Origin of the sequence: Filifactor alocis ATCC 35896, from assembly GCF_000163895.2 — a bacterium.
Classification (GTDB): domain Bacteria; phylum Bacillota; class Clostridia; order Peptostreptococcales; family Filifactoraceae; genus Filifactor; species Filifactor alocis.
This window is the reverse complement of record NC_016630.1, coordinates 315,918-328,853: the sequence shown is the minus strand read 5'-3', so window position 1 is coordinate 328,853 and position 12,936 is coordinate 315,918. Positions and strand designations below refer to the sequence as shown.

Sequence of the window (12,936 nt, the reverse complement as noted above, 5' to 3'; positions counted from 1 at the left end):
GAGTAGGATGTTTTGCGGTAACCGCTTGTCGGATTTTTATATGGGGATACCGTTTGAAACACGGGTAATTTTTTTGATACATAAATTTAAGCGCTATATTTCAATTAAAATAAGGGGGAGTTCTTTTTGAGTAAAAAAACTTTTTATGTAACAACACCAATCTATTATCCAAGTGGAAGACTTCATATTGGACACACTTACACCACTGTAGCTGCAGATGCTATTTCCAGATATAAACGTTTTGCAGGATTTGATGTTCGTTTCTTGACAGGAACTGATGAACATGGAGAAAAAATTCAAAAGAAGGCAAGAGAAATGGGATTAGAGCCGATTATATATTTAGATAATATGATTTCCGATATAAAAAAACTATGGAATGTTATGGAAATTTCTTATGATGATTTTATTCGTACAACAGAATCAAGACATGAGGAACGCGTTCAAAAAATATTCCAAAAATTATATGATCAAGGAGACATTTATTTAGGAGAATATGAAGGGCATTATTGTGTGGAATGTGAAGCTTTTTGGACAGAATCTCAACTGGAAGACAATAAGTGTCCGGATTGTCACAGAGAGGTGGAATCCAAAAAGGAACAGTCTTATTTTTTTAGATTGTCCAAATATCAAGATCGTTTGATAGAGTACTATGAACAACACCCGGATTTTTGCTTTCCGGAAAGTCGAAAAAATGAAATGCTAAATAATTTTTTGAAAAAAGGATTAGAAGATTTGTCTGTATCCAGAACCTCGTTTGATTGGGGAGTAAAGGTTCCTTTTGACGAGAGACATGTAATTTATGTATGGATTGATGCATTGTGTAACTATATTACAGCTTTGGGATATCCTGATAATACAAAAGAGATGCAAGCATATTGGCCTGCAAATATGCAAATTGTCGGTAAGGAAATTATGAGGTTTCATACCATTATTTGGCCGGCTTTATTGATGGCTTTGGATTTGCCACTTCCTCAAAAGGTTTATGGGCATGGATGGATTTTGTTTTCTGATGATAAAATGAGCAAATCAAAAGGAAATGTGGTATATCCTGAACCAATCATTGAACGTTATGGAATTGATGCATTAAAATACTTTTTACTGAGAGAATTTGTGTTTGGACAGGATGGAAACTATACCAATAGAGGATTTCTTACAAGAATAAATTCAGATTTAGTAAATGACTTGGGGAACTTATTATCCAGAACAGTTTCTATGGTTGAAAAATATACTGATGGAATAGTAATGGAATATAATGCTTCAACAGAATTTGATGAGAGTTTAGAAACAATTATTAATGAATTGTTCGAAAAATTTGATGAAGCTATGGAAAATATGCAGTTTAATGAAGCTTTTGAAGAGTTGTGGAAATTAGTTCGTCGAGCAAATAAATATATTGATGAAACAATGCCTTGGAAATTAGCAAAAGACGATACCAAACAAGAAGAGTTACGCTCAGTACTATATCATTTGATAGAAACTCTGAGAGTTGTAGCAGTGTTTTTGAGACCTATGCTAACAATTACTTCCGATAAAATACTGGAACAAATCAATATTCCGGTAGAAGAGGCTACGTTGGATAGTGTAAAAGTGTTTGGTGGATATCCATTTGAGACTAAGGTAAAAAGGGGAGAAAACTTATTCCCGCGATTAGATATCGAAAAAGAATTGCAAGAGATGGAACTTCTATTTGTGGATAAAAAAGAAGAAAGCACTTCTACACCTCATAAAGATGAAATTACGATTGAGGATTTTGATAAAATTGAACTTAGGGTAGCGAAAGTTTTAGAGTGTGAACAACATCCAAAAGCAGATAAATTATTAGTATTTAAATTAAAGGTGGGTAGTGAAGAACGACAAATAGTCAGTGGTATTGCAAAATTTTATAAGCCTGAAGACTTGATTGGTAAAAAACTTGTTGTTGTTTTGAATTTAAAACCTGTCAAACTAAGAGGTGTTGTATCAGAAGGAATGATTTTGTCAGCAGCTACAGAGGATGATACATCATTGGTTACAATTTCTGCAGAAGGGATTATTGATGGAGTAGAGGTGAGATAATGGGGCTATTCGATAGTCATGTACACTTAGATGATTCAAGGTTTGATGGAGATAGAGAAGAACTGATTTCTTCTTTGTCAGAAGATGATATTGATTACGTTGTTAATATCGGTGCTGATTTACAAACATCAAAAAACTCTATTGAATTATCTGAAAAATATTCTTTTGTATATGCTACAGTAGGCGTTCATCCGCATGAAGTGAAATCTATGACAGAAGATGATATTGATTTATTAAGAGAGTTGTCCACACACGATAAAGTAGTTGCTATTGGAGAAATAGGGTTAGATTATTATTATGATAATTCTCCAAGAGAATTACAAAAAAAATGGTTTATACGACAAATAGAGTTGGCAAATGAGTGTAATTTACCAATCGTGATTCATTCTAGAGATGCAGCGCAAGATACCTACGATATTCTTGAACAACACAATCGGTCTTCAAGACTTTTGATTCATTGTTTTTCTCAAAGTTTAGAGATGGCAAAAAAGTATGTTAATATGGGGGCTTTTATAGCATTAGGGGGAGCAATTACTTTTAAGAATGCGAAGCATTTACTGGATGTAGCAAAATTTATTCCTATGGAACATTTGTTGTTAGAGACTGATTGTCCGTATTTGACACCTGAACCATTCCGTGGCAAAAGAAACGATCCTTCCAAAGTTAGATTTGTGGCTCAAAAAATTGCCGAGTTAAAAAATATTGATTTTACGGAAGTAGTGGATAGAACTAATTATAACGCAAGGATGTTTTATGGCATTTAAAGTGATATGTATTGGAGATGAGTATGGGATTATCTGAGGTTAGAAATCATGCAAATTTAATTCTTAATATCATTCGACTCATTACAAAAAAGGAAAATTTCTATGATGTAAAAAATGAGGTAATGGAATCTGTCCGCAGCGTAATTCCTTGTGAAAAAATTTCGATTAATATGATACCTAAAGAAAATGCTAAAGAGGTTCAGCTGGTATATTCTTATACAAATAAATCATCTTTCGGAGAAGGAATAGAATCAAACTTGGATGATATTATTTCTTTGCCAAGAGAAAGTTATTCGGACTTTATATGGAATGCAGTTTCGGAAGGGATTTACTCATATACTTTTAGTGATGAAAAAAACTACCAACAGAGAGCAGTGTTTCCGATTATAACAAGTCAAGGAATAGATGGCTTCATTTATTTTTTGTTTAAAAAAAATTTTTTCTTATCGAGGGATAACATTTGTTTTTTAGAGGAGATTGGTTTATTGCTTGGTATCTCTATTGAAAGAACAGAGTTGAATAAAAAGATATTAGAGTCTAAGATGAGACAAAGGGAAATGGCAATAGCATTTGATATGCAACAAAATGTAATGAGTGAAAATAATTTATTGTTTTTAAATGGAGGACGAATTAACTATTTATATAAATATGGTGAAACAATGAAGTATCTTCCAAAACTTTCTAAACGATTAGGTGGAGATTATTGTGAAATTATTCCCTTTGAAAATAGAAGTGCTTTAGTTTTTATTGCGGATGTGATGGGTCATGGTGCATCTTCCAATTATTTTGTTCCGATGATGAAAGGTATTTTGAAAACCTGTGTTTCTATGGGAGTTGTTGAGCCGAAAAATCTGATGAATCAAATGAACCAATTATTGATGAAAGAGTTGGATAAGGCGAATCTATTTATTACAGCACAGGCAGTTTATATCAATTTTGAAGATAATATGCTCTATATTACCAATGCAGGCCATACAGAACCTATTTTATTTAGTCAGAATGAAGATATGTTTTGGTATAGTTATATTGGGGAAAATAAAGGTCTTCCGTTAGGAATTGATTCTTCAGTGCAGTATACTCAAAACCAAATTTCAGCCGATGAGTATGATATGTTATTGTTATATACAGACGGAATTTTAGAAGCTACAAATATAGATGGAATTGAGTATGGTACGGATGGAATTATTGATTTTTGTAGAAAGAATAAAGGAAAAGGATATGAAAATTTTGTAGAGAGGTTATATGAAGATGTTTTGGAATATATTAGACATACAGATACCGTTCTCCAAGATGATACTATGTTGATAGGGGTGGAGTTAGGAACAATTCAAAAAGACAGTTAAAATAGAAATTGAAGGTGGGGAATTATTTTGAAGAAAAAAGAGTTGTTGAAAGTTGTTTTATGCGGTGGAGTTAGAAAAGAAGACGAAAAAAAAGTTGGGGTAGTATCTGTTGTACTAATTACCTACGATCGTGATTTGGCACAAGAAAAAATGCAAGAGTTGATTGTAAAGCATCCTGAAAATTGTTATATGGTATATACTGTCCCTGAAGACATGGATTTAACAATATTAGCACAATATCCTTCTATGGCAATTACAAAAGAGGATTTGGAATAAATGATGGAGGTGTATCTGATGAAAAGCATTGATATTAGAGCTTTGTTTCGTAACAGTAAAGATTATGTAGGAAAAGAAATTGTAGTAGAGGGTTGGATAAGAACTAATCGTTCGTCCAAAAGTTTCGGGTTTATCGAGTTGAACGACGGAACTTTTTTCAAAAATCTTCAAGTTGTGTATGAAGAAAATTTAACTGATTTTAAAAAAATTTCTAAATTATGTATTGCTACTGCAATTAGTGTAAAAGGAACACTGGTTGAAACTCCCGGAGCGAAACAGCCTTTTGAAATAAAGGCATCTGAGATTATTGTGGAAGCTGAATCTTCACCGGAGTTTCCGCTGCAGAAAAAAAGACATACATTTGAATATTTAAGAACAATTTCTCACTTGAGACCAAGAGGGAATACTTATGCTGCAGTATTTAGAGTTCGATCTATAGCGGCATATGCGATACACAAATTTTTTCAAGAAAGGAATTTTGTATATGTAAATACACCTATTATCACCGGTTCTGATGCAGAAGGCGCGGGTGAAATGTTTCATGTTACAACCTTTGATTTTAACAATATTCCTAAAAATTCGGACAACAGTATAGATTATACAAAAGATTTTTTTAAAAAGTCAACAAACTTGACAGTAAGCGGTCAATTAGAAGGAGAGTGTTATGCTCTTGCATATAAAAATATATATACCTTCGGGCCTACTTTTCGTTCGGAAAATTCAAATACAGCACGACATGCTGCTGAATTTTGGATGATTGAGCCGGAAATTGCCTTTTCTGATTTAAATGGATATATGGATTTAGCCGAAGAAATGATAAAATTTATCATTGATTATGTATTGGAGCATGCCCCTGAGGAAATGGAATTTTTTAATTCTTTTATAGATAAAGGATTATTAGATAGGTTGAATCATGTTGCATCTTCTGATTTTAAGAGAATTACCTATACAGAAGCAGTTGAGTTGTTACAAAAGTCAGATAAGAAATTTGAATATCCGATAGAGTGGGGTAGTGATTTGCAAACAGAACACGAACGTTATTTAACAGAAGAAGTGTTTAAGAAACCTCTTTTTGTTACGGATTATCCAAAGGATATTAAAGCATTCTATATGAGAATAAATGATGATAATAAGACAGTAGCAGCGGCAGATTTATTAGTTCCGGGTATTGGAGAAATTATTGGAGGTTCTCAAAGGGAAGAAAGACTAAATGTTCTTTCTGAACGCATGAAAGATATCGGGTTGAATGAAGATGACTATTGGTGGTACATGGAATTGCGTAAATATGGCGGTGTGAAACATGCAGGTTATGGATTAGGATTTGAAAGAATGATTATGTATCTGACAGGAATGAGTAACATTAGAGATGTGATTCCATTCCCAAGAACAGTTGGAACAGCAGAGTTTTAGTCAAATTATATAATTAAAGAAGAGCAAGGTATAATAGTTGTTATATGTTGCTCTTCTTTATCAATATGAGTATGAAGCTTTTATTCAATCTATGAAACCAATTTTAGATATAAGAAACTTTTAATTTTCAATCAGGTAAGGATGTGGTGATAAGACAAACATATATGTGAATAAAGGTTAGTTTCTTTAACGGAATATAAATTATCATATAGACTTGACGAAGAAATAAAATTTGAATATAATACATACAAGAACAAATGTTTTTTGTGAAGATGTGGTATATTATCTATGTACATAAGAAGGAGAGTGTGGTATGAAAAGCTCAGATAAAAAAAGTAAAAATGTTGATAATGTAGATCGAATCGGTGCTGAAAGAAAAAAAGTGTTAGATGCGACTATTTCTAAAATAGAAAGAGATTTTGGAAAAGGTGCTGTAATGATGCTTGGTGACAATATAGATATGAATATCGAGACAATTTCAACCGGTTCTCTTGGACTGGATTTAGCAATAGGTGTTGGCGGGCTTCCGAAAGGTAGAATTATAGAAATTTATGGTCCGGAATCTTCAGGTAAGACCACAGTTGCACTTCATGCAGTAGCAGAAGCTCAAAAAGCCGGAGGGTTGGCTGCTTTTATTGATGCAGAACATGCCATGGATCCGGTATATGCAAAGGCGTTAGGGGTAGATATTGACAATTTGATTATTTCCCAACCGGATAACGGGGAACAGGCGTTGGAAATAGCAGAATCATTAGTAAAGAGTGGGGTGATTGATATTTTAGTTATAGATTCTGTTGCAGCATTAGTTCCAAGGTCTGAAATAGAGGGAGATATGGGTGATTCTCATGTTGGTCTTCAAGCTAGATTGATGTCTCAAGCGTTACGAAAACTAACAGCATCAACAAATCGTTTTAAGACAGTTATTATTTTTATCAATCAACTAAGAGAAAAGATAGGAGTTATGTTTGGAAATCCCGAGACAACAACGGGTGGAAGAGCTTTAAAATTCTATTCTACATTAAGGTTGGATATCAGAAAATTTGATACTATCAAGAAGAACGATGTGGTTGTTGGAAATAGAACAAGAGTAAAAGTTGTAAAAAATAAAGTTGCGCCTCCATTTAGGCAAGCAGAATTTGACATTATGTATGGAGAAGGAATATCCAGGGCAGGAGAAATTGTTGATATTGCTTCACAATATGGAATTATAGAGAAAGCAGGTTCTTGGTATTCATATAATGATATGAAAATTGGGCAAGGAAGAGAAAATGTAAAACAATTTTTATTAGACAACCAAGAAATGATGGAAGAAATTGAAGGGCAAGTCAGAAGAACACTGTTGAAATCTCATGTTTCTGAAAATGATTTAATAGAAGATGCACTATCTGAAACAAAGGTAAATATGGATGATTTCTCCGATTTGGATGATACTGTGGATTTGAACATATAAATTTAGAGGAGATAGATATGTCTGTAACCATCATTGGACTGGGTCCGGGAAATATTGACAATTTGAGTTTAGGGGCATATAGAGAACTTGTATCAGGTAAAAAAATATACTGTAGAACAAAAGAACATCCTGTAGTGGATGCTTTATTAGAGCAGGGAATACAATTTGAATTTTTAGATAGATTTTATTCGGATTATGATAAATTTGAAACGGTATATGAGACCATTTGTGAGTTTATTGTTCTTTGTGCTGAAAAACAAGATCTTATTTATTGTGTTCCCGGGCACCCATACGTTGCTGAAACAACAGTAGCTATGATTGAAAAAGAATTGGAACGAAAGAATATTGAATGTCGTGTGATAGGTTCTATGAGCTTTGTTGATGCTATTTATCAATATTTGAAGTTGGATCCGGTACATGGTTTTTGTTTGTTAAATGCGATGGATTTTGATGAAAACAAGATAGATACAGGGAAAAGTTTGATATTGACACAGGTGTATAATAGTTGGATTGCTTCTGAAGTCAAATTAAAACTGATGGAGATATATGGCGATGAGTTTGAAATATGGATTGTAGAAGGAGCTCTTATTCCAAATTTAGAAAAAAAAGTAAAGATCCCTTTATATCGCTTAGATCAAATAAAATGGAAATTCAATCATCTTACAAGTCTGTATATTCCAGTTCAATTAGAAAAATTACACTATAGTTTTTATGATTTAGTTGATTTGATAAGAGTAGCAAAAAGTGCGTATGGGTATGCTTGGGATAAAAATCGATGCTATAACACATTGGAAAAGTATTTATCGTGTAAAAGCAATGAATTGAACTTGTCCAGTGATAATAAAGATATTGATAATCTTATAGAAGAGTTAGGCGATGTTTTATTGTTGATATTATTGTGTGCTCAAAATGGCAGGGAAACGGGATTCTTTGATATTTTTGACGTTATTGATTTATTATATAGAAACCTCACGCTAAAATCTATCACATAGTTGAAAAATTATGGTAATTTAAGAGAAAAAGAACTAATTTTTATTTAGAAATGAGCTAAAAATTAATAAAAACAAGAAAAATACTGATAAATACTTGACTATATCATATTTTTTGATAGAATTAAGAAAAACAAGTGTAAAAATAAAGAAGAGAAACTTTGAGCGTGTGTTATTGATTGTTTAGGACTCTGTGTTATGACATCTAGGTTAAAGTGTAAGCAGTTATTTTGAGTAATATATGCGTTAGGATATTTTTGTAGTAACTTGTTTTCAAAAACCATAGTTTTATGGAAAATCAATTAGCTTTATATTATTTTTTTCAATTTTAAGGAGGTAGTACTGTGAATAAAGCAGAATTAGTAACAAAAATGGCTGAAAAGTGTAATTTGACAAAGAAAGATATGGAAGTAGCATTGAATGCTTTCATGAGCTGTGTTGAAGACGCTTTGGTTGCTGGCGAAAAAGTACAATTGGTAGGTTTTGGATCTTTTGAAACCAGAGAAAGAGCGGAAAGAGAAGGAAGAAATCCTAGATCACCAGAAGAAGTTATTAAGATACCTGCATCAAAAGCTCCTGTTTTTAAAGCTGGAAAAGGATTGAAAGAAAAAGTAAACCACAAATAAGTACTTTTATAAAAATACTTACCTTTTATTTGGAAACACGTTGAACATATTTTTCAACGTGTTTTTGTGAGTAGTATAAAAACAAGAATAGATTGATTGAGTACGAACAAAATTTATAATACATAATTTTATAATATGCAATATTGTTTTGCTTTGTAGTATTTTTTTATCATTATGTAGTTGCTATTTTTGAAATTAAGGAGAGAATGATTATGCCAAATCCAATTGTTGAGATGAAAATTAAAAATAAGGGAAATATCAAGATAGAACTATATCCTGAAATTGCACCAAACACTGTTAATAATTTTATTAGTTTAATTAAAAAAGGATATTATGATGGTTTAATATTTCATAGAATTATCAGGGGGTTTATGATACAAGGAGGGGATCCGAGAGGGACAGGAATGGGAGGTCCCGGATATTCTATCAGAGGTGAATTTTCTGCTAATGGTTTCACAAATGATTTAAAACATACAGAAGGCGTGTTATCTATGGCAAGAACTATGGATCCAAATTCCGCAGGGTCACAATTTTTTTTGATGACATCAGTCAGCCCTCATTTGGATGGACAATATGCTGCATTTGGAAAAGTTATAGAAGGATTGAATTTGATTATGGATTTAGAAAAAGTAAAAACATCATTTGGTGATAAGCCGTTAGAAGATGTTGTTATGGAAATGGTTACGGTAAATACCTTTGGAGTTGATTTTCCGGAGCCGGAAAGATATTAGATTCCAAAGGTTGATGGGACCGGGTTCAAGAGAGGTTTGTAGTTATGAAATGGACAGAAGTAGAAATAGTAACGTCTAATGAAGCTGTGGATGCAATTTGTGAAATTTTATTGGAGATTGGGATTTCTGGTGTTTCTATACAAGATCCACATGATTTGAAAAGTTTTAAAGAAGAGTTTCCTTTTTGGGATTATATTGATGAAGAAGTAGAATCAGGGAAAAAAGCAGATGTTATTATAAAAGCTTATGTTTCTGAATCTGACAATTTAAGTGAAATATTAGAAAACTTACAGTTTAGAATATTAGAGTTGAAAAAATTTGATTTGAATATAGGAAAGGGCAAAATATCGACAAATTCTCTTAAACAAGAAGATTGGGAAGAAAGTTGGAAAGATTATTTTCAAACATTTCATGCCACGGATAAAATAGTGATTAATCCTGTGTGGAGACATTATACACCAACAGAGGGCGAGATTGTAATCGATATGGATCCCGGTATGGCGTTTGGAACTGGAGAACATGAAACAACTTCTATGTGTATTGAATTGATTGAAAAGAATATTAAATATCAGGACAATTTGTTAGATATAGGTTGCGGAAGTGGAATTCTATCAATTGTAGCAAAAAAATTAGGTGCCAATATCGTGGAAGCTATTGATTTAGATCCCGTTGCCGTTAAAGTTGCAAAAGAAAACATAGAATATAATCATTTAACCGGACAAATTGTTGTGAAAGAAGGAAATTTGCTTGATGAAAGTATTGGGTTGTATGATATTGTTGTTGCCAATATTATGGCTGATGCGATTATCATGTTGATTCAATCAGTTCGTTTATTTATGAACAAAGATGGAATGTTCATTGCTTCTGGAATTATTTCAGATAAATTGAGCGAAGTGGTTTTTGAACTCAAAAAGCATAACTTTGTTATTACTACTCTTCTTCAAAAGGGAGAATGGAATGCTATAGTAGCAAAACAGGGAGAATAATATGGATCGTTTTTATGTTGATCATCCTTTTAAGGAACATGCCTTTTTAGACGATATAGAAGAAATTAAACATATCACTAAAGTTTTAAGATTTTCTGTAGGAGATTATGTAGAGATATTTGATTCCGTGCAAGGGGAGTATATTGCAAAAATATCAGCAATTGATTCAAAAAGGATTTATTTTGATATTCAAAAAGAATTACCGAAATCAAAATCAAATATTTTCGTCACTCTTTATCAAGGTATCGCAAAAGGCCATAGAATGGAATTTTTAATTCAAAAATCAACAGAGCTGGGTGTTGATACAATTATTCCTGTCCGTTTTCAAAGGTCGGTAGCAAAGTTAGAGAAAGATGATAAAAAGATACAGCGTTGGAATAAGATTTGTTTAGAAGCATCAAAACAGTGTAAACGAAATAAAATCAGTTGTGTAAAGAATGCTATAGATTTTAGTGAGTTGTCCTCAGAATTATTGAAAAATGATTTAAATTTATTTTTTTATGAAGAAGAGCACAACTTAACATTGAAAAGTTATCTAAAAGAGCAGCTGAATCGAATAAAAGTGTTGCAAAACGGTGTAAGTATAGGAATTATTGTTGGACCTGAAGGTGGAATTACAGAGCAGGAAAAAGACATATTGGTTTCAGAAGGAATTCCGTCCTTGTCATTGGGAAAAAGAATATTGAGAACTGAAACTGTCAGTGTAGCAGTTTTGTCGATGTTACATTACGAGTTAGAATTATAAGAAGGCATACTATCGTGTTAATTCTCCTTTATTTTTAAGTAAAACAGTGAAATTTATGGGATGAAACAGTAGACATTAATTTTTATATCGTATATAATGAATACATGTATTTGTACAAGTTATTGGGGATGGGGAGAACAACAATGCTTTATAGACGTATATTATCCATAATGATTCCCGTCATTATGTGTCCGATGATTTCTTTTGCGGATTATCAAGCAATTGTCAATATCGATACACTAAATGTCAGAGCTAAAAAAGATTCAACTTCTACTGTGTTATGTGAAGTATCAGCTAATGCTCGTTTGGATGTGAGCATAGAAGGGGACAAATGGTTAAAGGCAAAAGTTAAAAATAAAGAGGGGTACTTATTTCAAGAATATGTAGATCTCTATGAAGTTACATCTTTTGGAGAAGCAACTTTTAAACATAACTTTCCTATGAAAGATACAACTATGAATTTTTATAAAGGTGAAGTGGTGCCGGTATATGATTATTTTAATGGATATTATTTAGTCAAGAAAAAACATCAGTATTTTTATATTCATGATTCGGTTGTAAGTGTTGATAAGAAGAGTGATATTGCGAAACCGACTGTCATCAAAAACGGTATGTCTACAAAGTTAAAATCTGCCAGATTAGAGAAGGAAGAGATTGTTAAAATAAAGCAAAATGAAGTCAAAACAGAACATACTGAAGAAGAGCTGATTTCTATTCTTGACAATAATCAGACAGAGTCGTATGTTTTGAATTATGATTCCAATATAATAAAGTCTGCTAAACCGTTAGAAATTGCTAAATCGGAAGATAATATAGATTTGTTTGATGGCTATGAGATAGATATAGAAAATGTTGAACAAACTAAAAAAATAAAGAATAAAAAGGATAACAAAAAAGAAGAGATAGTTCCGAAAAACACTTCTGACTTCGATAAATTGAAGTATTCTAAACTTGTGTCGGATAATGGGCTTGATAAATTTGTTAATCAATCTGACTTACTGTCCTATGCAGTAGAGGAATTGGGGAAACCTTATGTTTATGGTGCGAATGGTCCTTCCACTTTTGACTGTTCCGGATTTACTTCATACGTATTTAAAAAATCTGGAATTTCTATTCCGCGGACATCTTACTTACAAGCTGAAAAAGGCGAGAGTGTAGATAAAAATAAGCTGAAGTCAGGAGATTTAGTTTTTTTTGATACAAGAAGTTTAAGTAAGTTAGAAACAGAGGTTGATGATCCTATCGACGGTGCTGTAGTTGTTCAGGAAAGTATTGAAACAGTAGTTTCACATGATTTAGAAGATACAAATTTTGATAAAGAAAAGAAAAAAAGAGTAACAATAAAGCCAAGCAAGGTTACGCATGTCGGAATATATATTGGGGATGGAAAGTTTATTCATGCTTCTTCGGGACAGAAGAAAGTTGTGATTAATGAGTTGGATTCTAAATATTATTCTGAAAGATACTATGGTGCAAAACGTTACCGATAGAATTTAAAAAAGCAAAATGTCAGTGTTGATATTTTGTTTTTTTAAATTTTGAGGTCTTCTTTTAGTAATAT

Annotated in this window: 12 protein-coding genes; all 12 read left to right on the top strand. The window is 32.3% G+C overall.

Going from position 1 to position 12,936, the window contains the following annotated elements; all coding sequences use genetic code 11:
* Positions 1-126 precede the first annotated feature (126 nt).
* Positions 127-2,055, top strand: coding sequence for a methionine--tRNA ligase (gene metG, locus HMPREF0389_RS01405; RefSeq protein ID WP_014261956.1), 1,929 nt, complete (start codon positions 127-129; stop codon positions 2,053-2,055).
* Complete coding sequence (locus HMPREF0389_RS01400) at positions 2,055-2,819, top strand: TatD family hydrolase (protein WP_014261955.1); 765 nt, start codon at positions 2,055-2,057, stop codon at positions 2,817-2,819. Before metG ends, HMPREF0389_RS01400 begins: the two co-directional genes overlap by 1 nt.
* A gap of 23 nt (positions 2,820-2,842) precedes the next feature.
* The gene (locus tag HMPREF0389_RS01395; protein WP_041250743.1) at positions 2,843-4,162 is read left to right on the top strand and encodes a GAF domain-containing SpoIIE family protein phosphatase; all 1,320 of its coding nucleotides are present in this window, start codon (positions 2,843-2,845) and stop codon (positions 4,160-4,162) included.
* A 27-nt stretch (positions 4,163-4,189) separates the two neighbouring features.
* Positions 4,190-4,438 (top strand): hypothetical protein, encoded by a 249-nt coding sequence (locus HMPREF0389_RS01390; protein ID WP_014261953.1) that lies wholly within the window; start codon positions 4,190-4,192, stop codon positions 4,436-4,438.
* A gap of 18 nt (positions 4,439-4,456) precedes the next feature.
* The gene (gene asnS / locus HMPREF0389_RS01385; RefSeq protein ID WP_041250929.1) at positions 4,457-5,848 is read left to right on the top strand and encodes an asparagine--tRNA ligase; all 1,392 of its coding nucleotides are present in this window, start codon (positions 4,457-4,459) and stop codon (positions 5,846-5,848) included.
* Positions 5,849-6,161: 313 nt separating this feature from the next.
* On the top strand, positions 6,162-7,298 hold the full coding sequence (recA, locus tag HMPREF0389_RS01380; protein WP_014261951.1) for a recombinase RecA: 1,137 nt from the start codon (positions 6,162-6,164) through the stop codon (positions 7,296-7,298).
* 17 nt (positions 7,299-7,315) lie between these two features.
* On the top strand, positions 7,316-8,290 hold the full coding sequence (locus HMPREF0389_RS01375; protein WP_014261950.1) for an SAM-dependent methyltransferase: 975 nt from the start codon (positions 7,316-7,318) through the stop codon (positions 8,288-8,290).
* 341 nt (positions 8,291-8,631) lie between these two features.
* Positions 8,632-8,913: an HU family DNA-binding protein gene (locus HMPREF0389_RS01370; RefSeq protein WP_014261949.1), complete on the top strand. Its 282-nt coding sequence runs from the start codon at positions 8,632-8,634 to the stop codon at positions 8,911-8,913.
* A gap of 212 nt (positions 8,914-9,125) precedes the next feature.
* On the top strand, positions 9,126-9,644 hold the full coding sequence (locus HMPREF0389_RS01365; protein ID WP_014261948.1) for a peptidylprolyl isomerase: 519 nt from the start codon (positions 9,126-9,128) through the stop codon (positions 9,642-9,644).
* Between the two features lie 44 nt (positions 9,645-9,688).
* The gene (gene prmA, locus HMPREF0389_RS01360; RefSeq protein ID WP_014261947.1) at positions 9,689-10,630 is read left to right on the top strand and encodes a 50S ribosomal protein L11 methyltransferase; all 942 of its coding nucleotides are present in this window, start codon (positions 9,689-9,691) and stop codon (positions 10,628-10,630) included.
* Position 10,631: 1 nt separating this feature from the next.
* Positions 10,632-11,375 (top strand): RsmE family RNA methyltransferase, encoded by a 744-nt coding sequence (locus tag HMPREF0389_RS01355; RefSeq protein ID WP_014261946.1) that lies wholly within the window; start codon positions 10,632-10,634, stop codon positions 11,373-11,375.
* A 143-nt stretch (positions 11,376-11,518) separates the two neighbouring features.
* Positions 11,519-12,865, top strand: coding sequence for a C40 family peptidase (locus HMPREF0389_RS09105; RefSeq protein ID WP_049770192.1), 1,347 nt, complete (start codon positions 11,519-11,521; stop codon positions 12,863-12,865).
* The last annotated feature ends 71 nt before the right edge of the window (positions 12,866-12,936 follow it).

Bases quoted from the DNA above. Each gene is read 5' to 3' on its own strand.
- HMPREF0389_RS01400 (WP_014261955.1), top strand. From the start codon at position 2,055: ATGGGGCTATTCGATAGTCATGTACACTTAGATGATTCAAGGTTTGAT.
- HMPREF0389_RS01375 (WP_014261950.1), top strand. From the start codon at position 7,316: ATGTCTGTAACCATCATTGGACTGGGTCCGGGAAATATTGACAATTTG.
- prmA (WP_014261947.1), top strand. From the start codon at position 9,689: ATGAAATGGACAGAAGTAGAAATAGTAACGTCTAATGAAGCTGTGGAT.
- asnS (WP_041250929.1), top strand. From the start codon at position 4,457: ATGAAAAGCATTGATATTAGAGCTTTGTTTCGTAACAGTAAAGATTAT.
- HMPREF0389_RS01355 (WP_014261946.1), top strand. From the start codon at position 10,632: ATGGATCGTTTTTATGTTGATCATCCTTTTAAGGAACATGCCTTTTTA.
- HMPREF0389_RS09105 (WP_049770192.1), top strand. From the start codon at position 11,519: ATGCTTTATAGACGTATATTATCCATAATGATTCCCGTCATTATGTGT.
- HMPREF0389_RS01365 (WP_014261948.1), top strand. From the start codon at position 9,126: ATGCCAAATCCAATTGTTGAGATGAAAATTAAAAATAAGGGAAATATC.
- recA (WP_014261951.1), top strand. From the start codon at position 6,162: ATGAAAAGCTCAGATAAAAAAAGTAAAAATGTTGATAATGTAGATCGA.
- HMPREF0389_RS01395 (WP_041250743.1), top strand. From the start codon at position 2,843: ATGGGATTATCTGAGGTTAGAAATCATGCAAATTTAATTCTTAATATC.